18 protein-coding genes are annotated in these 21,143 nt (G+C 43.1%); 7 read left to right on the top strand and 11 right to left on the bottom strand.

The genetic code is table 11. The features are described 5' to 3' along the window. The 4 genes from L0P88_RS17015 to L0P88_RS17000 are packed head-to-tail and all read left to right on the top strand — an operon-like array spanning position 1 to position 4,246. A complete protein-coding gene (locus L0P88_RS17015; protein ID WP_247131119.1) occupies positions 1-738 on the top strand; it encodes a DUF4129 domain-containing protein in 738 nt (245 codons plus the stop codon). After that, the gene (locus L0P88_RS17010; protein WP_247131118.1) at positions 731-1,945 is read left to right on the top strand and encodes a DUF4350 domain-containing protein; all 1,215 of its coding nucleotides are present in this window, start codon (positions 731-733) and stop codon (positions 1,943-1,945) included. Before L0P88_RS17015 ends, L0P88_RS17010 begins: the two co-directional genes overlap by 8 nt. Next, positions 1,932-2,915, top strand: a complete 984-nt coding sequence (locus L0P88_RS17005; RefSeq protein ID WP_158777082.1) for an AAA family ATPase — start codon at positions 1,932-1,934, stop codon at positions 2,913-2,915. Before L0P88_RS17010 ends, L0P88_RS17005 begins: the two co-directional genes overlap by 14 nt. After that, the gene (locus tag L0P88_RS17000; protein WP_247131117.1) at positions 2,915-4,246 is read left to right on the top strand and encodes a DUF58 domain-containing protein; all 1,332 of its coding nucleotides are present in this window, start codon (positions 2,915-2,917) and stop codon (positions 4,244-4,246) included. The genes L0P88_RS17005 and L0P88_RS17000 overlap by 1 nt, the downstream gene beginning before the upstream one ends. Here the strand turns inward: L0P88_RS17000 and L0P88_RS16995 are convergent. From L0P88_RS16995 to mnmA, 3 genes are all read right to left on the bottom strand, one after another. Continuing rightward, positions 4,238-4,720, bottom strand: a complete 483-nt coding sequence (locus tag L0P88_RS16995; protein ID WP_247131116.1) for a hypothetical protein — start codon at positions 4,718-4,720, stop codon at positions 4,238-4,240. The genes L0P88_RS17000 and L0P88_RS16995 overlap by 9 nt on opposite strands. A 68-nt stretch (positions 4,721-4,788) precedes the next feature. Further along, positions 4,789-5,736, bottom strand: a complete 948-nt coding sequence (locus tag L0P88_RS16990) for an NAD(P)H-dependent flavin oxidoreductase (protein WP_247131115.1) — start codon at positions 5,734-5,736, stop codon at positions 4,789-4,791. A gap of 4 nt (positions 5,737-5,740) precedes the next feature. Next, positions 5,741-6,931 carry a tRNA 2-thiouridine(34) synthase MnmA gene (gene mnmA, locus L0P88_RS16985; RefSeq protein WP_247134885.1) on the bottom strand — a complete coding sequence of 397 codons (1,191 nt, stop codon included), beginning with the start codon at positions 6,929-6,931 and terminating at the stop codon, positions 5,741-5,743. A gap of 381 nt (positions 6,932-7,312) precedes the next feature. On the opposite strand from mnmA, the gene L0P88_RS16980 reads away from it, so the two are divergent. Next, positions 7,313-10,738: a fasciclin domain-containing protein gene (locus tag L0P88_RS16980; RefSeq protein ID WP_247131114.1), complete on the top strand. Its 3,426-nt coding sequence runs from the start codon at positions 7,313-7,315 to the stop codon at positions 10,736-10,738. Between the two features lie 71 nt (positions 10,739-10,809). Then, positions 10,810-12,711, top strand: coding sequence for a fasciclin domain-containing protein (locus tag L0P88_RS16975; RefSeq protein ID WP_247131113.1), 1,902 nt, complete (start codon positions 10,810-10,812; stop codon positions 12,709-12,711). Positions 12,712-12,781: 70 nt separating this feature from the next. On the opposite strand, the gene L0P88_RS16970 is transcribed toward L0P88_RS16975, so the two are convergent. The 5 genes from L0P88_RS16970 to L0P88_RS16950 all read right to left on the bottom strand — a co-directional run bounded on the left by L0P88_RS16970 (position 12,782) and on the right by L0P88_RS16950 (position 18,584). Then, the gene (locus tag L0P88_RS16970; protein ID WP_247131112.1) at positions 12,782-13,657 is read right to left on the bottom strand and encodes a M57 family metalloprotease; all 876 of its coding nucleotides are present in this window, start codon (positions 13,655-13,657) and stop codon (positions 12,782-12,784) included. Between the two features lie 426 nt (positions 13,658-14,083). Further along, on the bottom strand, positions 14,084-14,662 hold the full coding sequence (locus L0P88_RS16965; protein ID WP_247131111.1) for a DUF6515 family protein: 579 nt from the start codon (positions 14,660-14,662) through the stop codon (positions 14,084-14,086). Positions 14,663-14,717: 55 nt separating this feature from the next. Further along, a complete protein-coding gene (yidC, locus tag L0P88_RS16960) occupies positions 14,718-16,589 on the bottom strand; it encodes a membrane protein insertase YidC (protein ID WP_247131110.1) in 1,872 nt (623 codons plus the stop codon). 64 nt (positions 16,590-16,653) lie between these two features. Next, positions 16,654-18,291 (bottom strand): CTP synthase, encoded by a 1,638-nt coding sequence (locus L0P88_RS16955; RefSeq protein ID WP_247131109.1) that lies wholly within the window; start codon positions 18,289-18,291, stop codon positions 16,654-16,656. A 56-nt stretch (positions 18,292-18,347) separates the two neighbouring features. Beyond that, a complete protein-coding gene (locus L0P88_RS16950) occupies positions 18,348-18,584 on the bottom strand; it encodes a DUF3820 family protein (protein WP_247131108.1) in 237 nt (78 codons plus the stop codon). A gap of 44 nt (positions 18,585-18,628) precedes the next feature. On the opposite strand from L0P88_RS16950, the gene L0P88_RS16945 reads away from it, so the two are divergent. Beyond that, positions 18,629-19,489 carry a hydroxypyruvate isomerase family protein gene (locus L0P88_RS16945; RefSeq protein ID WP_247131107.1) on the top strand — a complete coding sequence of 287 codons (861 nt, stop codon included), beginning with the start codon at positions 18,629-18,631 and terminating at the stop codon, positions 19,487-19,489. An 80-nt stretch (positions 19,490-19,569) separates the two neighbouring features. On the opposite strand, the gene L0P88_RS16940 is transcribed toward L0P88_RS16945, so the two are convergent. Genes L0P88_RS16940 through ruvX form a run of 3 tightly spaced genes read right to left on the bottom strand, consistent with a single transcriptional unit; the run spans position 19,570 to position 21,054 of the window. Then, positions 19,570-19,995 carry a DUF5606 domain-containing protein gene (locus L0P88_RS16940; RefSeq protein WP_247131106.1) on the bottom strand — a complete coding sequence of 142 codons (426 nt, stop codon included), beginning with the start codon at positions 19,993-19,995 and terminating at the stop codon, positions 19,570-19,572. Positions 19,996-20,048: 53 nt separating this feature from the next. Next, positions 20,049-20,639, bottom strand: coding sequence for a peptide deformylase (def, locus tag L0P88_RS16935; RefSeq protein ID WP_247131105.1), 591 nt, complete (start codon positions 20,637-20,639; stop codon positions 20,049-20,051). Positions 20,640-20,643: 4 nt separating this feature from the next. Next, positions 20,644-21,054 carry a Holliday junction resolvase RuvX gene (ruvX, locus tag L0P88_RS16930; protein WP_247131104.1) on the bottom strand — a complete coding sequence of 137 codons (411 nt, stop codon included), beginning with the start codon at positions 21,052-21,054 and terminating at the stop codon, positions 20,644-20,646. Between the last annotated feature and the right edge of the window lie 89 nt (positions 21,055-21,143).

Below are 21,143 nucleotides of genomic sequence, written 5' to 3'. Positions count from 1 at the left end.
ATGTTTAAAAATCTTCTTGTTGCCATCCTACTTTCAGTTCCGGTTATAAGCCTGGCCCAAAAAGATACCACCGAAGTTAGGTATGATGATCAAAATTTGACAATCATAGAGATTTCGGAAGCAGATTTGGAGCCGTTCAAAAAGGATGAAAAGTACAATTATGAAATGGAAAAAAAGGATAATTCCTGGTGGGAAGCCATTAAAAACTGGTTTTATAACATTTTAAGGCGGTTTTTTGAATGGTTGTTTGGTGTAGAATCCGCCCCAAACTATATTACCGCATTTCTTAAATACCTCCCCTATCTACTTCTTGGATTTTTGTTGTTTCTCATCATCCGATTTTTCATAAAGGCCAATACCAAAAACATCCTGTTTTCCAAAGCCAATGAAAATACGGTTATCCTTTCAGAGGAAGAACAAATCATAAAAACGGCAGATATTCAGGCCATGATACAAAAAGCACTTGAAGAACACAACTATCGTTTGGCCATTAGATACTACTATCTGTCCCTACTAAAAATGTTAACGGAAAAGGAATTGATCCATTGGGAATTGCAAAAGACCAACAATGATTACATTGGGGAGCTTTCCAATTCTAAATTGGCACCGCTTTTCAAAAGGGTAACTTTACTCTACGATCATATTTGGTACGGGGAATTTCAAATAGACGCACAGGGGTATCATAGGGCCAAGGACCGCTTTGACCAACTAAAACAATCCATAACCGCCAATGCTTAAAACGGGAAGGTCATATATTGGTATTGGTGTCCTGGCACTTGTCTTGCTTCTGGTGTTTGAATACAACAAACCCAAACAGATCAATTGGTTTCCTTCTTATGTAAGTACCCATACCATCCCCTATGGGACCAAGGTCTACAATGATCTTTTACCCCTGGTCTTTCCACAGGCGCAACAGGTCTATAGAACACCTTTTGAATTTCTTTCCCGAGGCGATACCTTGACCGGCACTTATATTTTCGTAAATGAGCGTATTGAATTTGGCAAAACGGATTTATCGGAATTATTGTCCTGGGCCAGGGAAGGCAACCATCTCTTTATGGCATCGGAATCCTTTGAAAAGGAATTGCTGGACACCTTGAACCTGCATACTTCCAGTATCTATGATATGAATACGGTTACCCCGGTATTTAAACACCTTCTTGTAAATGAAAGGGCAAGGGCAAATGATATCCCCTTTGATAGGGATTATTACACTTCCATTTTCAGTGAGTTGGATACCATAAATAGTGTGGTACTGGCTGAGGTGCTTGTAAAAAATGACAGTACCAAAACCGAAAAAAGAGGGATAAGCGTGGTACAGCAAGCATTTGGCAAAGGAAAGATAACATTATCCACTTTTCCCGAGGCGTTCACCAATTATTTTATGCTTAAAGATGAAAACCGTAGCTATACTGCCGGTTTGATGGCCTACATAGATTCTTCCAAGCCGGTATATGTGGACAATCACCATAAAGCAGGAAAGACTTTTTATACCTCACCCATGTACCTCTTTTTGAACACTAAAGAGCTAAAGTGGGCCTATTATTTGGCCCTTATTGGTTCGTTGCTGTACATTGTGTTTGAAGGAAAGCGGAAACAAAGGGCCATAAAAGTAGTGGAGCCCCTGAAAAACCAAACCTTGGCCTTTACCAGGACCATTGCGAATATGTATTTTGAAAACAATAGGCAGAATGAAATCGCCAACCACAAAATTCAGTACTTCCTGGATTATGTCCGGACCCGTTTTCACTTGGTCACGGAAAAGATAGATTCCCAATTCCATCATAGCCTGGCCCTGCGAAGCAATCATTCCAAAGAAGAGGTAAAAGCTTTGTTCAGCAAATTCCATGATATCCAAAAGACAAGTAAAGTAACCAATCAACAATTAGAAAAGTTAGAACGTAACATACACGATTTTAAAGCCAAAGCAGATGGAAAACAATGATTTGAATTTTGATAGCCGTATTCCGCTTGCGGAACTCAACGAATCGGTGAATCTAATAAAGGGAGAGTTGGGAAAAGTAATTATTGGGCAACAGAATTTTATGGAATTGCTCATTGTTTCCCTGTTGGTAGACGGCCACGTTTTGATAGAAGGCGTTCCTGGTATCGCCAAGACCATTACTGCAAAGCTTTTTGCCAAAACCCTGAAAACCGGTTTCAATCGTATTCAGTTCACTCCGGACTTAATGCCGAGTGATATTCTGGGCACTTCGGTGTTCAATGTAAAAGAATCGGATTTTGAATTCAAAAAAGGACCTATATTTTCCAATATCATTTTAATTGATGAAATCAACCGAGCTCCCGCCAAAACGCAGGCCGCACTTTTTGAAACGATGGAGGAAAGGCAAGCTACCGTTGATGGCACCACCTATAAAATGGCCAATCCATTCATGGTCCTGGCCACACAAAATCCCATTGAACAGGAAGGCACCTATTCCCTACCTGAAGCACAACTGGACCGTTTTCTTTTTAAGATAAAGGTAGATTATCCTTCTGTGGAGGAAGAAGTGGAAATAATTCAAACCCATCATGAGCGAAAATCGACAGAACCTACTGAATTGGTAAAACCGATACTCCTACCTAAAAAATTAGAGGACTATAAAAACAAGGTACACCATGTCCTGGTGGAGGAAAAAATAATTCGATATATAGCGGAAATCATCTCAAGAACACGCAATCATCCCCATTTGTACTTAGGTGCATCGCCAAGGGCATCCATTGCGGCAATGCATGTTGCCAAAGCGTTTGCGGCCATTAATGGACGGGATTTTGTGATACCCGAAGATGTTAAAAAGGCCTTGCCACCAATTCTAAACCATAGAATTATTCTGACCCCAGAACGAGAAATGGAAGGGATGACCACGGAGAACGTTATTGGAATGATCGTAGAATCGGTAGAAATACCCCGCTAATGCAATTCCTTAGATCGTTTTATATACACAACCGCTTTTTTAGGTATATCGCTTTACTGGTCGCCGGTTTTGTGCTTTCCTATTGGTTTCATTTTTTATACCCCATTTGTTGGATAGGGACTTTTGTCCTCCTTGCACTTTTTTTTGTGGACAGCTACCTCCTGTATCGTACAAAGGATGCTGTAACGGCCAGGCGTGAAGTTCCCAAAAAGCTTTCCAATAGCGATTACAATACCATAGAAATCCATTTCTCCGTCAAATATCCCTTTACCGTTGGAGTGGAACTCATAGACGAGCTACCCGAACAATTTCAGAAACGTGATTTCCTACATCGAACTTTTACGAAAAAGGATGTTAAAAATCAGTATCAATATACCGTCCGTCCCGTGGAGCGTGGTGCGTATGTCTTTGGCCATCTAAATGTTTATGTCTCTTCCCCACTAGGTATTGCCAAAAGGAGGTTTACTTTTGAAAAGGATAGGATGGCCCCGGTGTATCCCAGTATCATCCAGATGCAACAATATGATTTTTTGGCCATTGGCAACCGTCTTACCGAACTCGGATTAAAAAAAATCCGTAGGATAGGCCATACCCAGGAATTTGAACAGATAAAGGAATACGTTGTGGGCGATGATTTTAGAACCATCAATTGGAAAGCATCCGCCAAAAAGAGCCAGTTGATGGTCAATCAATACCAAGACGAAAGATCGCAGCCCATTTATTCCATTATCGACTCGGGAAGGGTCATGAAAATGCCATTCAACGGACTTAAATTACTGGATTATGCCATTAACTCCACTTTGGCATTTTCCAATGTAGCCCTTAAAAGAAATGACAAAACCGGGATGTTGACCTTCTCCAAAAAGGTAGAAAACTTTGTACCCGCTGCACAGAAGATCACCCATTTAAATTTCATACTGGAAACCTTGTACAATATCGGAACAGACTTTAGCGATTCCGATTTTGGCCATCTATATGCCCATGTCAAAAGAAAACTCAACCATAGGAGCCTATTGTTGCTCTACACCAATTTTGAGCATATTTCTGCCCTAAAAAGACAATTGCCCTATCTCCTGGCATTGGCAAAACAACATGTTTTGGTCGTCATATTTTTTGAGAACACCGAATTGGAAAAACTGGTCACGGTCAATGCAGAGGATATACAAAGCATTTACCATAAGACCATTGCGGAAAAATTTATTTTGGAAAAGCGATTAATGCAAAAAGAACTCCATAAGTATGGTATTCAAACCATATTGACAAAGCCTGGGAATTTGACCATCAATACCATTAACAAGTACTTGGAGATCAAGGCAAGGGGATTACTGTAATTGCTCCAAACCCAAAACCTCTGCAGGAAGCGATAAGGCCAGAAGCGTAGGTTCCCTTTCTTCCTGTAGGAGTTGCTCCAAACGGTGCATTTGGTCAAAAGCCTTGGTATCCTTAAAGAGAGCGACCGCCGTATTCTTTTTTCGCTTACCCTTTTTATGGTCCGTAAAAATATCTATGGTAACGCCAACGGTGACCCCTCCCAAAATGGTTGCCAACAGATCATCATTGTCCCAACCATTTTCGCGTTGACCTGCATCAACCGCCTCTTTTCCCAGTCCTATAAGTGTACTCCCACCAATAGCACCTGCAAAAGTCCACCAACGGTTCCCATCGGAGATTTGTTTGGCTATTCCTGCCCCAGCAAGGCCAAACAGGTTGCCTCCAACAAAATGTAATACCTTGTCCCTTTCCACTTGTGCATTCACACCATGTAGAACGGCCATAAACAGTAGACTTACAAACACTTTCTTCATTGCCCGGTAAAGATAACCAAGGATCCTCATGACGGGTATTTATTCGATGAAATGCAGGTTTAGCAGATTTACAATCCAATATGGCTTATGGTCCTTTTGGCCGATTCAAAGTCCGTAACCAAATCCTTAATTATTGCAGCAGCCGGCTTTATATCATGAATTAAGGCGGAAACTTGTCCTATCTCGAGTTCTCCATTTTCCAAATCGCCCTCAAACATACCCTTTTTGGCGCGCCCCCTCCCCAATAATTGCTTGAGCTCTTCTATTGATGCCCCTTCTTCATATGCCTGTTGCACCTGAAGATAAAATTGGTTCTTTATAAGACGTACGGGAGCCAATTCCTTTAAGGTGAGTTGGGTATCCCCTTCTTTGGCACCAACGACAACTTCCTTGAATGCCTGATGTGAAGAAGCTTCCAAAGTGGCGACAAATCGACTTCCCACCTGTACTCCATCAGCGCCCAAGACCATTGCCGCCAACATTTGTTTTCCATTGGCGATACCTCCCGCAGCAATCATTGGAATATGGATTTGCTCCTTTACGGCTGGAATCAACACAAAAGAGGTTGTCTCGTCCCGTCCATTATGTCCTCCGGCCTCAAAACCTTCTGCCACAACGGCATCCACACCAGCTTCTTGTGCCTTTAGGGCAAACTTTACACTGCTGACCACATGCACAACCGTTATTCCATGTGCTTTTAAAACAGGAGTCCAAGTCTTTGGATTGCCAGCCGAGGTAAAAACAATTTTTACTCCACCCTCGATAATAATATCCATGATTTCCTTCAAATCCGGATACAACATGGGGACATTTACCCCAAAGGGTTTGTCAGTGGCTTTTTTACACTTTTGGATATGTTCACGGAGAACACTTGGGTACATACTGCCTGCACCTAACAGTCCCAATCCCCCTGCATTGGAAACTGCCGAAGCCAAACGCCAGCCACTTGCCCAAACCATCCCGGCTTGTACAATGGGATATTGGATTCCAAGAAGCTTTGTGATCCTATTCTCCAAAACCTTATGATATTACCCCTGAACCCAACAATTCCTCACCTTGGTACCAAGCTACAAATTGTCCTTCGGTTATGGCTGATTGCTTTTCCATAAAATCTACATAAAGACCACCTTCCACCCTGTATAACGTGGCTTTTTGTAATGGCTGTCTATATCTGATTCTGGCATTGACCTCCATGGTTTCATCAAGGGACAAGGTCAAATCTTGCCGTACCCAATGTAATTCTGCATCCTTAACAAACAGGGTCCTTCTATAAAGTCCTGGATGGTTCTTTCCCTGACCGGTGTATATGGTATTCGTCTCTACATCCGTATCCAAAACAAAAAGGGGTTCCTTGGTACCGCCCACGTCCAAACCTTTACGTTGGCCTATGGTAAAATAATGCGCCCCTGGATGTTGTCCCACCACTTCCCCGTCTTCGAGGGTGTACTTGGGCTTTTCCGAAAAATGGGCCAACTCTTCCGCCTTATTGGCAAAGTGACCTAGGCCATTTTTAAAATGAACGGAATCCTTGGGCACTTCAATGATCATCCCTTCCTTAGGTTTGAGCTTTTGTTGAAGAAATTCCGGAAGTCTTACTTTTCCTATAAAACAGAGACCTTGAGAATCTTTTTTATCTGCAGTTATCAAGTTGTGTTCAGCAGCTATCCTTCTTACCTCCGGTTTGGTCAACTCACCAATTGGAAACAAGGTTTTGGACAGTTGTTCCTGGGAAAGCTGGCACAAAAAGTAGGATTGGTCCTTATTTTGGTCAACTCCCGATAAAAGCCGAAATATCTCTTTTCCATCTTCTTGAAAAAAGGATTTCCTACGGCAATAATGGCCCGTTGCCACATAATCGGCTCCAAGATCCAGGGCAATCTTCAGAAATACATCAAACTTGATTTCGCGATTACAGAGCACATCTGGATTAGGGGTCCTCCCCCTTTCATACTCGTTGAACATATAATCAACAATCCGCTCTTTGTACACCTCGCTTAAATCCACCGTTTGGAATGGAATGCCCAATTTTTCAGCTACAATAAGGGCATCATTACTATCCTCCAACCATGGGCACTCATCGGATATGGTTACCGAATCGTCGTGCCAATTTTTCATAAAAAGACCGATGACGTCATACCCCTGTTCCTTCAACAAATAAGCGGCAACACTGGAATCCACACCTCCGGAAAGGCCAATAACTACTTTTTTCATCATCCTTTTTATCTGCAGTGCAAAAATACGAATTAAGACTGTCCTTCAGGAATTCCCACTACGGTAGACGCGGGACAAAACGGTGCACTTGTGGGAGATCTCCCCTCAAAACATGACAGGAAAAATCCATTTCCAGATAAAACAATAATGCAGTTTTGTTAAACTTTTCCAAAAAAATATAAAACAAAAGCAACCTTTTTATTTTTGTTCAATCTTTTCTATGTTTTATAAAACATTCACGTTTTCCTTAATTTTTTATAAAAAATTTTAGGAATTACAGTTTTATCGAGGAAAATTCAATAAAAGCCGAATAATAGCATTCGGGTATTTTGTCTATGAAATAAAACAAATGATTAAACATAACAACTAAAACGATTACCTATGAGACACCCCACGAAAATGAAAAATTATTTTTTGCTGTTCCTGATTACACTACTCACGTTTTCCTGTGATGAAGAGGACGATGGAGCAAAAACAATGGAAAATGATGCTCCCAAAAGCAATATTGTGGAAACTGCCGCTGATACCGAGGTATTGGGGAGTTTGGTTGCCGCCCTGACCAAAGCAGATGAAAATGAAGCTTCCAATTTAGTGAATGCCTTAGGTGGAGAAGGTCCTTTTACTGTTTTCGCACCCACCAATGATGCTTTTAACAATTTGTTTGCGGATTTGGATGGTTTTGATTCCTTGGACGATTTTGATACCGAAGAAGAGCGGGATTTATTGGCCTTGATACTTCAATATCATGTAATAGCCGGTCAAGAATTGGATTCTGAAAATTTATCCAATGAGCAGGAACTCCCTACGCTATTGGGAGAAAATCTTACGGTTTCCCTGGATGGAGGAGTATTTATACAGGATGCTACCGATGTGGATGCAGAAGTTGTTAGCCCGGATAATTTTACCAGCAATGGTGTTGTCCATATAATTGATAAGGTTTTGTTGCCCCTAACGGTCATAGAGATGTTAAATGGAGACACGCTTGTGGACATTGTGGTGGGTGCCGAATCACTATCCCTTTTGGAGGAAGCCGTTATTAAAGCCGATTTGGTCGAGACATTGAGCGGTGAAGGACCATTTACCGTTTTCGCACCAGATGATAATGCCTTCGCAGCTCTTTTGGATGCGCTCGGGGATGACTATAATAGCTTGGACGATTTCGATACCATAGAAGAAATTGCCCTACTTACCAATATTTTATTGTATCATGTTGTTCCCAATGAAACTATTTTAAAGGCGAATTTGAAGGAAGGTGGAGTCCCCACTGCACTAGCGGACAACAGCCTGGATATAATTGCTTCAAATGACACCTTCGTTATTGGGGATGATACTGATGTGGATGCCAACATCACCGCTACGGATTTCACCGCTTCCAACGGAGTAGCTCACATCATTGATAAAGTGCTTTTGCCACAGGCCGTTTTGGATGCCATAAGTGGAGGAATGTCCATGAACCTTGTGGAAATTGTGGTGGGTACAGAATCCCTATCCCTTTTGGAAGAAGCTGTGATAACGGCAGGACTGGCCGAGACGCTCAGTGGTGACGGGCCATTTACCGTTTTTGCCCCGACCGACGATGCCTTTGTGGCACTTTTGGACATCCTGGGGGACGATTACAACAGCTTGGCCGATTTTGACACCCAGGAGGAACTTGACCTCCTTACCGAAATCCTCCTCTACCATGTGCTGCCGCAGCAGGTACTGGAGGCCGACCTTAGTCCCGGTGCCGTGCCCACTGCCCTTATGGACAATTCCCTGGAGATCATTGCCGCCGGACACACCTTTGTCATCGGTGATGCCTCGGACACCGATGCCAATATCACGGATACCGATATCCTCGCTTCCAACGGGGTAGCACACATCATTGATAAGGTGCTTTTGCCACAGGCAGCCATTGATTTTGTCATGCAAATGCAGATGAGGAACCTCGTGGAGATCGTGGTCGAGACCGATAACCTTTCCCTCTTGGAGGGCGCGGTGATAGCAGCTGGACTGGCCGGAACGCTCAGTGGTGACGGGCCATTTACCGTTTTTGCCCCGACCGACGATGCCTTTGTGGCACTCTTGGACATCCTGGGGGACGATTACAACAGCTTGGCCGATTTTGACACACAGGAGGAACTTGACCTCCTTACCGATATCCTCCTCTATCACGTGCTGCCGCAGCAGGTACTGGAGGCCGACCTTAATCCCGGTACCGTGCCCACTGCCCTTATGGACAATTCCCTGGAGATCATTGCCTCCGGACACACCTTTGTCATCGGTGATGCCTCGGACACCGATGCCAATATCAAGGATACCGATATCCTCGCTTCCAACGGGGTAGCGCACACCATTGATAAGGTGCTTTTGCCACAGGCAGCCATTGATTTTGTCATGCAAATGCAGATGAGGAACCTCGTGGAGATCGTGGTCGAGACCGATGACCTTTCCCTCTTGGAGGGCGCGGTGATAGCAGCTGGACTGGCCGGAACGCTCAGCGGTGACGGGCCATTCACCGTTTTCGCACCCACCAACGACGCCTTTGTGGCACTTTTGGACATCCTGGGGGACGATTACAACAGCTTGGCCGATTTTGACACACAGGAGAAACTGAACCTCCTCACAGATATCCTTCTCTACCACGTGCTGCCACAGCAGGTATTGGAGGCTGACCTGCATCCTGGTACCGTGCCCACTGCCCTTATGGGCAATTCCCTGGAGGTCATTGCCTCCGGACACACCTTTGTCATCGGTGATGCCTCGGACACCGATGCCAATATCAAGGATACCGATATCCTGGCTTCCAATGGGGTAGCACACACCATTGATAAGGTGCTTTTGCCACAGGCAGCCATCGATTTTGTCATGCAAATGCAGATGAGGAACCTCGTGGAGATCGTGGTCGAGACCGATGACCTTTCCCTCTTGGAGGGCGCAGTGATAGCAGCTGGACTGGCCGGAACGCTCAGCGGTGACGGGCCATTTACCGTTTTTGCCCCGACCGACGATGCCTTTGTGGCACTCTTGGACATCCTGGGGGACGATTACAACAGCTTGGGCGATTTTGACACCCAGGAGGAACTTGACCTCCTTACCAATATCCTCCTCTACCACGTGCTGCCGCAGCAGGTACTGGAGGCCGACCTTAGTCCCGGTGCCGTGCCCACTGCCCTTATGGGCAATTCCCTGGAGGTCATTGCCTCAGGACACACCTTTGTCATCGGTGATGCCTCGGACACCGATGCCAATATCACGGATACCGATATCCTGGCTTCCAATGGGGTAGCGCACACCATTGATAAGGTGCTTTTGCCACAGGCAGCCATTGATTTTGTGGCCAGTCTACAGGAAGATACTATTGTGGAATTGGCACAATCCGTAGGTGATTTAAGCCTGTTAGTGGATGCCCTCATACAAGCAGATGCCGGATTGGTCGAAGCCTTACAGGGAAATGGTCCATTTACGGTCTTCGCACCTAATAACCATGCCTTTCAGGAGTTATTTCACCTTTTGGGGCCTGACTATCACGGGATTTCGGATTTTGACACCCCTGAAGAAAAAGAACTTTTGGCCACCGTGTTGTCCTATCACGTACTCTCTGGTTCGGCAATTGCCTCTGGAGAATTTGACGGACATCAACAATTCAAAACGGAACAAGGGGAAAACATTTCCGTTGACGAGAGATTCAATGGCCGGATACTCATATTTGATAAAACACATGACAGGGCCCGGGTGGTCACTGCTGATAACGAGGCCAGTAACGGAATCGTACATATTATAGACAAGGTATTATTACCACAGGAAGTGCTGGATGCCCTGCACTAAAATTACTAACAAGCCCATCCACGTGATGGGCTTTACCCTTTAAACAATTAAACATTTATAATTTCTTTACCATGAAACATTTTTTTAAAAAACCCTTGATTTTATTCGCTACCGCTCTTTTAGCATGGTCGTGTTCCGACGATGATGACAACAACGGGGGATCGACGACCCCTGAACAGAACATTGTGGAAGCAGCTCAGGCCACGACGGATTTGAGCAGTTTGGTTGCGGCACTTACCGCCGCGGACCAAAGCCCAAATAACGATCTAATTGGTACGCTGAGTGGAGAAGGCCCTTTTACCGTGTTGGCCCCCAGCAACGAAGCTTTTTCGGATTTATTTGATCGCTTGGACGGATTTTCCTCTTTAGCGGATTTTGATACAACGGAAGAACAAGACCTTTTGGCCGCGATCCTAGCGTATCATGTGGTGTCCGGTGCAGCGGTAACCTCTGGCATGCTAACTAACGGTCAAACCATCGAAACCGTTCAAGGAGGAACATTGACCGTATCCACGGAGGGTGGTTTCTTCTTTACCGATGCGGCCAACGAAGCTGCGCAAGTTACCACTCCGGATGAGGAAACTTCCAACGGAGTAGTCCATATCATCAATAAAGTGCTGTTGCCACAAGCGGCAATTGACGCCCTAAATGGTGTATTGCTCTTCTCTATTACTGATTTAGCGATCTCCAATCCCAATTTAAGCAGTTTGGTTGCTGCACTTCAGGCAGCGAATGGGGATTTACCGGACATATTGCGAGGAGATGGACCCTTCACCGTATTGGCCCCAACCGATGCGGCTTTCAATACATTTTTGGATGGTGCCCAATTAGGGGATATTGATACCGAAGTATTGACCCAGGTACTTTTGAATCATGTCATTTCCGGAGAAATTGAGTCTTCCACCCTGGTTGCTGCGGGCACGGGTTATGCCAGTACTTCGGCCGCAGGTCCAATAGATGATACCTTCCTGAGCATCTTTTACAATGCCACCGATGGAGTACGATTTAACGGGGTAAGTTCAGTTGTTCCTGATGGTGCTGATATAAAGGCCATTAACGGAATTGTTCACGTGGTTGACGCGGTGATAGACCTACCCAATATTGTGGACCATGCCACGGCAAATAGTGAATTTGATAATCTGGTAGGTGCGCTTACGGATGAAGGAAACACTGTGGATTTTGTATCCGTACTTTCCGGTACAGAGGAAGTATACACCGTTTTCGCCCCAGTTAATGCAGCCTTTGATGCTTTTACCAATCCTGGGATGAATCCACTTCAAGATATTTTATTAAACCATGTAGTAAGTGGTGATGTTATTTTGGAATCATCACTAAGTACTGGTTACGACAATGTCACCATGGCATCTTTTGCTGAAGGGGAATTTCTTTCTTTATATGTCAATACAGATGCGGATAATACTTTCAATGGCGTAAGCTCTCCAGTAATGAATAGAACTGATATTGTGGCCACCAATGGGGTCATCCATGCCGTGGATGCCGTAATCGATTTGCCTACGGTAGTGACTTTTGCCGTCGCCGATCCAACATTTGACTCCCTACAAGCTGCGTTGACCACCGAGGGACAACCTGATTTTGTAGGTACCTTATCCGCCGATGGTCCTTTTACCGTATTTGCCCCAACAAATGATGCGTTCCAAGCATTATTGGATAGCAACGATATGTGGGACGGGCTTACGGATATTGATTCCGGTTTATTGACCAGCGTGTTACAACACCACGTTGTAGAAGGAAATATAAGATCTGGGGACTTGACCAACCCAGGGAATACTCCAGCGCCAACCTTGGAAGGGGATAATATCACCATCACCTTGCCTGGAACAGGAGATAATATCGCGGATGTAACCGATGGTTCAGGCATTGATGATATAGGGATCACTTTTGTAGATGTACAAGCCAATAATGGGGTCATCCATGTATTGAACAAGGTACTCATTCCCAATACAACCAATTAAGGAAACAGGACATAAATAGTTAGAAAGCCGCTAAAAAGCGGCTTTCTTTTTTGATTCTAAAAAAACTAATTTAATAGAGTGTTTCCAAGGCAATTTCATCGTAGTCCGACCAATAACCATCATTCAATGCAGTACCTCCATTAAAAACAGAATTGGGGTCTTCAGCATTCGGCGTTGTATAGATTGGATTCGCATTGGCAAGTGACTCTCCACGAAGTCTTAAATTGGTATGCCTAAAACCTATACAATGTCCAAGCTCATGCATTAAGTTATAACGTTTTTGTTGACCCGTTAGATTATATGAGTTTAAAAAATCAAGATTTATTAATATCGTATGATACGGATTTCCATTTGATGGAAACCCTGCGGAAGCAACAGTTGTATTGGGCAATATGCCACCATCACTCTTTAAAATAATATCCGTATCCTGTGGAATTCCATTAGGACTGAAAATATCATAACCAACTTCTTTGAATTGAATTTTGAAATCTGTTATTCCCCCGTTATAGGCAATTAAAGCCAGCGTTAGTGCGCCTCTCCAATTGTAATTCCCAGTAATACCTGTATTTAGAGTTTCACTCGCCGGAAAGCCCCTTTTATCCCAATAAATCTTAACGATTCTTCTCCCCGTAGGAGGAGTAGTAATAGTACTGGTATAAAAATGTCTTCCAGAATCTGAAACATTTTTCTCCTTTGAATCGGATATATAATTTAAGATTTCGCTTTTAGGAATCATTAGGTCATTTTCAATCAAATAATAATCTCCTAAATCTACAATCTCTCCTAAAGATTGTTCAATGTCCAGTTTCAATGAGTCAATGTCAGAGTCCTCAAATGCTGACTCTTCAATTACATCAGATGATAAGAATGAATCGTTGTCTTCTACAGTGCACGAAAAGTTAACCAATAATAGAAGAAACAACAAGGTCAAATTAAAATTTTTCATAACTAAATTGTTTTATAAATCTTACAAAATTATATTTTTATTCTTACTTTAATGAAATGATTTTTGTCATAGAATCTAAAGATTCTCTTATACAATCAGATAAGTATCAAATGATTCATTTAAAGGAACCCGGAAGTGGCTCCTTTTTTTGTTGAATTCCTATAAAAATGTAGTATTTACCTTATAAACATACCGTTCATCGATATTCTTTGAACTTCTTGATTTTACCGGTGTTTGCAGTTCATCGATGCCACATCAAAAAGGGAATATTTGACATCATAAAATGGAGTACTTGCAACTATTAGTTTGTTGGGAGTGGAATAGGAACCATCTTTGTAGTCCCGAATCTTTCCAAACTATACCTATTGATGGTGAAGGCTTCCCCGCTAAAGCGGGGAAGTCTTGTTTTAAAATGTTCCCCAAATACTACTCAAAGTCATCCATTGTTCCAATGACTTCGTAACCCCCTTCCGTTTTGGCATATAAGGTATCATAAAGTTCATAAGCCGTCATTCCGTCCAACAGTAGTTCTTCCACATCTTTTGGCAATTCTTCCACGATTGCCCCCTTGGGAGGAGCCACCATTTCAAATTGATCATCGACCCCCCTATAAAACACACCCTCGGAAAATACGTACGCATTTCCCCCGACGGCCAATCGAAACATTGGCCCGGTGAGGCTTGCCATCCTAAATCCAATAGGAGGTAAACGCCTTATATAAACCCCATTTCGTTTTACGTAATAAATGCCCTGGACCGGATAGTATTCGACGCCCCTAAAGAGAACGGCACGGGTTCCGGCGGGAAGTCTTCTCAAGGTTCTAAAACGGTTCCGCCTATGGATACGTCTCACCTGTCGCCGTGTCTGTCTTCGAAGCTGTCCCTTACGGGTGCCACTGGCAACAATAACTGTGGTGTTTTGCCTTACCTCCTGGGCTTGGCTGCGATTGGTGGGCAATAGCAACACAAAAAACAATACGGGGAAAACTATTCTCAACAATTTCATAGGTAAAGGATTTTATTGGTAAGACCCCAATACCCGGAAAAGGTTTAAAAATGGTTTACTTTCTTCTTCCCGTCCGTTTTTGTGATTCGGCCTCCTCCATCATTTCGCGCATCTTTTTCTGAAAACGGTTCTCCTTTTTCGGTTTCTTTTTGTTCTCTTGGATTTGGGCATGGATTTTATCCTCGTCCAAAATGTAGTTTTTGATTACCAACATAATACCAATGGTGATTAAATTGGAAATAAAGTAGTACAGACTCAAACCACTGGCATAGTTGTTAAAGAAGAACAACATTAACAACGGGGAAAGGTACATGATAAATTTCATGTTGGGCATCCCCGGTTGCTGCTGCATTTGCATCGTTTGGCCCGTGGTCAAAGTCATATAGAAAAAGATGGCCACAGAAGCCAATATGGGAAACAGGCTTACATGGTCACCATAAAATGGAATGTTGAATGGCAAGTTGAAGATCGTATCGTAGGAACTCAAATCCTCAGCCCATAGGAACGACTTTTGCCGTAGTGCAAACGAGGTAGGGAAAAACATGAAAAGCGCATAGAAAATGGGCAGCTGTAAAAGTGCAGGAATACATCCGCTCATTGGACTTACACCAGCCTTATTGTACAACTTCATGGTTTCCTGTTGTTTTTTCATGGCGTTGTCCTTGTACTTCTCGTTCAATTCCGTGATTTCAGGTTTAAGTACCTTCATCTTGGCCTGTGACAAATAGGATTTGTACGTTACCGGTGACAAGGCTATTCGTACCACAATGGTCATTACAACTATGGCAATTCCATAGGGCAGAAAAGAGCTTAAGAATCCAAAGAAGGGGGTAAATACAAAACGATTGATCCAACCAAAAATACCCCAACCAAAAGGTATGGATTCCACCAGTCCCAAATCCTCATATTGTTCAAAAACCTTGGCATCGGTTGGTCCATAATACCAATACATATTTTGGGACAGTTCCCCACCCACCAGTTCCAAGGAGGTATTGGTTTGATATTCCTTTGTGAATTGTTGTTCCTTACTTTCTTCCTCAACCAAATTTTTTGAAGAGAGTTCCACAGCCTTAAAATGGGTATCCGTAGCCAATATGGAACTAAAAAAGTGTTGACGGTAGGAAAGCCATTTTACATCAACTTCGGTTTCCTCATCCAAATCACTACCCTCGGATAATTTGCTGATTTTTTCCCCATCATGATTGTAGGTCAAGCGGGTGTAACGATTCTCGTATTGGACACTTTTATTATGCCGTATCCCTTTTAATTGCCAACTTAAATCAATAGGTTTTGTACTATTGAGCACATTGGCCAGTCCTTGCGAACGCACGGTAAAATCCACCAAATATTCATTCGGTTTCATTTCATACCTATATTCCAAAAACTGATTGTTGGAAACTTTTGCTTTCAAAGAGAGTACTTGGTTCCCAGAACTTTGAGTTAGCACCGGCTCAAAAAACAAATCTTGGGTTTCCAACACACGATTGTCATTCGTAGAAAAGCTAAGGCCAAAATCTGCATTTCCATCTTTGACCAAATACACGGGGATGGAATCAAAGGTGACAAAATTCTTCATCCTTGCTTCCACAATTTGTCCTCCTTTATTGGCCACTTCCAAATAAAGCACTTCATTTTCAAGAATGGTGGTCCCGTCATTTGCATTGGTAAATCCAAAGGCACCGACCGCAGTCCTATAATTGGCTACGGAAACGGAATCCTGAAGGTTGATAACGGGTCTATCCTCAACTTTGGGCTCTTCGGTAACGGTCTCCATAGCCTCTTGCTCCGCTTCAAGCAGTTCTTGTTGTGCTTTTTGAGCTTCCAACTCTTCAGGTGTAGGCTGCTTCAAGTACATCCACCCCAGCAAAATCCCAAAAATCAATACAAACCCTATGATGGAGTTGATGTCCAGCTTTTTTTCTTCCATGAAAACAAATTGTAAATCAGTTCAATGTTTACCCAGCCCGCAAATATATATCCAAAAATGCAGTTTATGCCAAACTGGCATTGGTTTGTTGTTGCTTCTTTGCCAATACGGCTTTTACAAAACCAACAAACAAGGGATGGGGATTGGCCACGGTACTTTTATATTCCGGATGGTATTGCACCCCTATGAACCACGGATGCGAGGGCAACTCCACAATTTCCACCAAATTGGTCTCTGAATTGTAGCCAGAAGCCACCAATCCGGCTTCTTCCATTTCTTTTTTGTAAGCGTTATTAAATTCAAATCGATGTCTGTGACGTTCCGTAATCTTTGATTGTCCTCCATATACCTCATGAACCAAACTTCCTTCTTTCAATTGACAGTCCCAAGCACCCAAACGCATGGTACCCCCTTTGTTCACCACGGTCTTCTGCTCTTCCATTAAGCTGATGACAGGATCTGGGGTTTCGCTATCCATTTCTGTGGAATTGGCATTTTCCATACCCAAAACGTTCCGGGCAAACTCAATAACGGCCATTTGCATTCCCAGACAAATCCCCAAGAAGGGAATATCATTTTCACGGGCATAGCGGACCGCCCTAACTTTACCTTCTATCCCACGTTCTCCAAACCCAGGTGCGACTAAAATCCCATCCAAGCCCATTAACTTCTTATCCACGCTCTTCTCGGACAGGTATTCCGAATGAATTGACCTTACCTGCACTTTGACTTCATTGGCAGCCCCAGCATGGATAAAGGATTCCAAGATGGATTTGTAAGAGTCCTGCAACTCCACATATTTTCCAATGAGTCCAATGGTTACTTTCCCCTTTGGGTTTTTATGACGGGCCAGGAACTCTTTCCATTGTATCAAGTCCGGTTCCAATACATCGGAAAGTGCCAGCTTTTTAAGTGCTACGGTATCCAAGCCCTCCTGTTGCATTAATAGGGGGACATCATATATTGTAGAGGCATCGATGGACTGAATGACCGCTTCCTTTTTCACATTACAGAACAAGGCCAGCTTCTCACGTTTTTCCCCGGAAATCTCATGTTCCGTACGGCATACCAAAATGTCTGCCTTTATTCCGCTCTCCATCAAGGTTTTTACCGAATGTTGTGTGGGCTTGGTCTTTAGTTCTCCAGCTGCGGACAAATAGGGGACCAAGGTTAAATGGATAACAATACCGTTATTGTCCCCAAGTTCCCAAAGTAGCTGACGTACTGCTTCAATGTACGGAAGGGACTCAATATCACCCACCGTACCCCCTATTTCAGTAATCACAATATCGTAGTCCCCACTTTTACCCAAAAGCTGTATGCGTTCCTTGATTTCATTGGTGATATGCGGAACTACCTGGACCGTCTTGCCCAAGAATTCCCCTTTTCGCTCCTTTTCTATTACGCTTTGGTAAATACGTCCCGTGGTAACATTGTTTGCCTGGGAGGTCTTAACATTTAAAAAACGTTCATAATGGCCAAGATCCAAATCGGTTTCCGCACCATCGTCGGTTACATAACACTCCCCATGTTCATAAGGATTCAACGTTCCGGGATCGACATTAATATAAGGATCCAATTTTTGGATGGTAGTCCGGTATCCCCTGGCCTGTAATAATTTAGCTAAAGAAGCGGCTATTATTCCCTTTCCGAGTGATGAAGTTACCCCTCCCGTAACAAAAATGTACTTGGTCTGTGACATGATGAAGTTTCGCTGTTACGGGAGGTAAAGGTACAAAGTTTGATAGGAAATGGATGTTAATCCAAAGGAAATTCTTTTTGCAATTTTCGGATTAGGGGTTCCAATCCATTGGATTTCACATCCAACATGGTCCGCATATGTTCTCCCAATTTTCCGGATGGGAAGCCTTTCTGTTTGAACCATACCAAATAGGCCAAGGGCAAATCGACCAGATAACTTCCCTTATACTTTCCAAAGGGCATTTTATAATGTGCAAGTTCCAATAGTTTTTGGGTATCGGGACGAATTTCCATATCACTGTCTAAAATAGTATCTTTCTCTGTATAATCAACTAAGGATGAAACGAAGAAATTTTATTTCTGCCGCTACCATGGCCACTGCAGGACTTGCAACGGCCAACGTTTCCGGCAAAACTTCCAAAAACAAGGATTTTAAACTTAAGAACAATATTAACCACAGCGTATGCCAATGGTGCTTTAATTCCTATCCCTTGGAAGAATTTCTGGCCATATTGAACGATTTGGGGATAAAGGCCATTGACCTGATAGGACCAAAGGATTTTGACCTACTTAAAAAATATGACATCCATTGTTCCATGTGCAATGGAGCGGAAATAAGTTTGACAGAGGGCTGGAACGATCCCCAATATCACGGCCAACTTATTAAAAATTACATGGAGATCATTCCAAAAGTGGCCGATGCCGGCTATACGAACCTCATCTGTTTTAGTGGCAATCGGAGGGGTATGAACGACTACGTTGGATTGCAAAACTGTGTGGACGGTCTATCACAGATCCTACCTCTTGCAGAGCAACATGGCGTTATCATACACATGGAACTCTTTAACCAACAAAACCACCCAGATTATATGTGTGATAGCAGCTTATGGGGTGTGGAACTCTGTAAACGATTGGGCAGTGACAACTTTAAGCTTCTTTATGACATCTACCATATGCAGATACAGGAAGGGGATATCATTAAGACCATTCAGACCTATCACCCCTATTTTGGACACTACCATACTGCTGGTGTTCCCGGTAGAAATGAAATTGACGAAACGCAAGAACTCAATTATCCGGCAATACTAAAGGCCATTTTGGCTACTGGGTTCCAAGGATACGTGGCCCAGGAGTTCATTGCAACCTGGGATGATAAGATTGCGGCCTTAAAGGACGCTTTTTTAAGGTGTGATGTGTAGTGGACAAACCATCAATGAACGGATAAAAATGATATCCTATTTCAGAAGTACTATGGAATTTGACCTAAATTTCCATTTCCCTACTCCTCTTCCTGAGCGGTATCTTCATCATCTGATTCCGAAAAATGGGTCATTCCACTATCATGAAGGATATTGTACCATTGTACAATCTTTTTGATGTCACTGGGATATACACGATCCTCATCATAATTTGGAAGTATTTCAAAAAAGTATTCTTCCAATTCCAATTTACCTTCTTTATGGTGCACGGAAGTTTTCCCCCCATTCTCCTTTTCACTTATTTTCTGGAAAACTTCACGCAGGGGAATTTCTTCTTCCAAGGTGTACACAGCTATTTCTGAAAGTACGCTCACATTGTTACGAAGACCTACGGAAACCCTTTTTCCGTCCAACAGTGATTCCCCAACAAAACCGCTTCGGGTTTGGGTAAGCAGCTTATACAGACCGGGCTTTCCAGAAATTGATAGAATTTTATCCAACGTCATTTTCACGAATTTTACGTCCGCAAAAATATGTCTTTAGATATATACCAGGACAATTAACGGCCTTTTTTAACTTGGGGAAACCGCATTTTGTAATCCACACTTACCTTTCCTTTGGATATTTTCTCCAATCTATTCTTTAAAAGGCGTTTCTTGAGGGAAGAAAGCTTATCCGTGAAAAGGATGCCCTCAATATGATCGTATTCATGTTGGATGATCCGTGCGACAAGTCCATTGTAGGTCTCGCTATACGAATTGAATTCCTCGTCTTGGTAGGTTATCGTGATTTGTGGTTTCCGATTGACATCTTCCCTAATATCCGGAATACTCAAACATCCCTCATTAAATGCCCATTCCTTTCCTTCCTCTTCTTCTATTTTGGCATTGATAAAAACCTTTTTAAATCCCTTTAGCTGCTCTTGATCTTCTTGACTCAATTCTTCGTCATCGGCAAATGGTGAAGCGTCAATGACAAATATTCTAAGGGGCAGCCCCACCTGAGGGCCCGCCAATCCCACTCCAGAGGCGTTGTACATGGTTTCGAACATGTTCTCCACCAATTCTTTTAGTTTGGCATAGTCAGAAGGTATTTCTTTCGCTTTCTTTCTTAAAACGGGGTCGCCGTAGGCTACAATGGGTAAAATCATACGATCATATTCTATCTAAATAGGCCTGCAAAATTAAGGTAGCGCTTATCTTATCCACTACCGCTTTATCCTGCCTTTTTTTCTTTCTCACTCCTCCAGCAATCATGGTATCCAAAGCCATTTTGGATGTAAATCGCTCGTCTTGTCTTTTAATTGGGATAGTTGGGAAAGCCCTCGTCAAACCCTTGATAAAAGGCCGGATCGGGGTTTCTGATTCCGATGGGGTACCATCCATTTGTTTAGGCTCTCCAATAACAATACATTCGACCCTTTCCTTTTTTAAATAATCGGTCAAAAAGGCGAAAATTTCGGAAGTTTTTACGGTGGTCAATCCAGAGGCGATGAGTTGTAGTTCATCCGTTACCGCAATTCCCGTTCTTACCTCTCCAAAGTCCAATGCCATTATCCTTCCCAATCGAACAATTTTTAGCAAAAATAATCCTAAAAGTGTTACGCATCTAAAAATGTGATGTGGATTGCCCAGGTAGCTCCTATATTTGCCCA

The sequence above is a fragment of the Muricauda sp. SCSIO 64092 genome (assembly GCF_023016285.1).
In the GTDB taxonomy this organism is placed as follows: domain Bacteria; phylum Bacteroidota; class Bacteroidia; order Flavobacteriales; family Flavobacteriaceae; genus Croceivirga.
The sequence above is the reverse complement of the archived record's forward strand: the minus strand, read 5'-3'. Positions and strand labels throughout refer to the sequence as shown.

Bases quoted from the DNA above. Each gene is read 5' to 3' on its own strand.
- L0P88_RS17015 (WP_247131119.1), top strand. From the start codon at position 1: ATGTTTAAAAATCTTCTTGTTGCCATCCTACTTTCAGTTCCGGTTATA.
- L0P88_RS17010 (WP_247131118.1), top strand. From the start codon at position 731: ATGCTTAAAACGGGAAGGTCATATATTGGTATTGGTGTCCTGGCACTT.
- L0P88_RS17005 (WP_158777082.1), top strand. From the start codon at position 1,932: ATGGAAAACAATGATTTGAATTTTGATAGCCGTATTCCGCTTGCGGAA.
- L0P88_RS17000 (WP_247131117.1), top strand. From the start codon at position 2,915: ATGCAATTCCTTAGATCGTTTTATATACACAACCGCTTTTTTAGGTAT.
- L0P88_RS16995 (WP_247131116.1), bottom strand. From the start codon at position 4,720: ATGAAGAAAGTGTTTGTAAGTCTACTGTTTATGGCCGTTCTACATGGT.
- mnmA (WP_247134885.1), bottom strand. From the start codon at position 6,931: ATGAAAAAAGTAGTTATTGGCCTTTCCGGAGGTGTGGATTCCAGTGTT.
- L0P88_RS16980 (WP_247131114.1), top strand. From the start codon at position 7,313: ATGAGACACCCCACGAAAATGAAAAATTATTTTTTGCTGTTCCTGATT.
- L0P88_RS16975 (WP_247131113.1), top strand. From the start codon at position 10,810: ATGAAACATTTTTTTAAAAAACCCTTGATTTTATTCGCTACCGCTCTT.
- L0P88_RS16970 (WP_247131112.1), bottom strand. From the start codon at position 13,657: ATGAAAAATTTTAATTTGACCTTGTTGTTTCTTCTATTATTGGTTAAC.
- L0P88_RS16965 (WP_247131111.1), bottom strand. From the start codon at position 14,662: ATGAAATTGTTGAGAATAGTTTTCCCCGTATTGTTTTTTGTGTTGCTA.
- yidC (WP_247131110.1), bottom strand. From the start codon at position 16,589: ATGGAAGAAAAAAAGCTGGACATCAACTCCATCATAGGGTTTGTATTG.
- L0P88_RS16955 (WP_247131109.1), bottom strand. From the start codon at position 18,291: ATGTCACAGACCAAGTACATTTTTGTTACGGGAGGGGTAACTTCATCA.
- L0P88_RS16950 (WP_247131108.1), bottom strand. From the start codon at position 18,584: ATGGAAATTCGTCCCGATACCCAAAAACTATTGGAACTTGCACATTAT.
- L0P88_RS16945 (WP_247131107.1), top strand. From the start codon at position 18,629: ATGAAACGAAGAAATTTTATTTCTGCCGCTACCATGGCCACTGCAGGA.
- L0P88_RS16940 (WP_247131106.1), bottom strand. From the start codon at position 19,995: ATGACGTTGGATAAAATTCTATCAATTTCTGGAAAGCCCGGTCTGTAT.
- def (WP_247131105.1), bottom strand. From the start codon at position 20,639: ATGATTTTACCCATTGTAGCCTACGGCGACCCCGTTTTAAGAAAGAAA.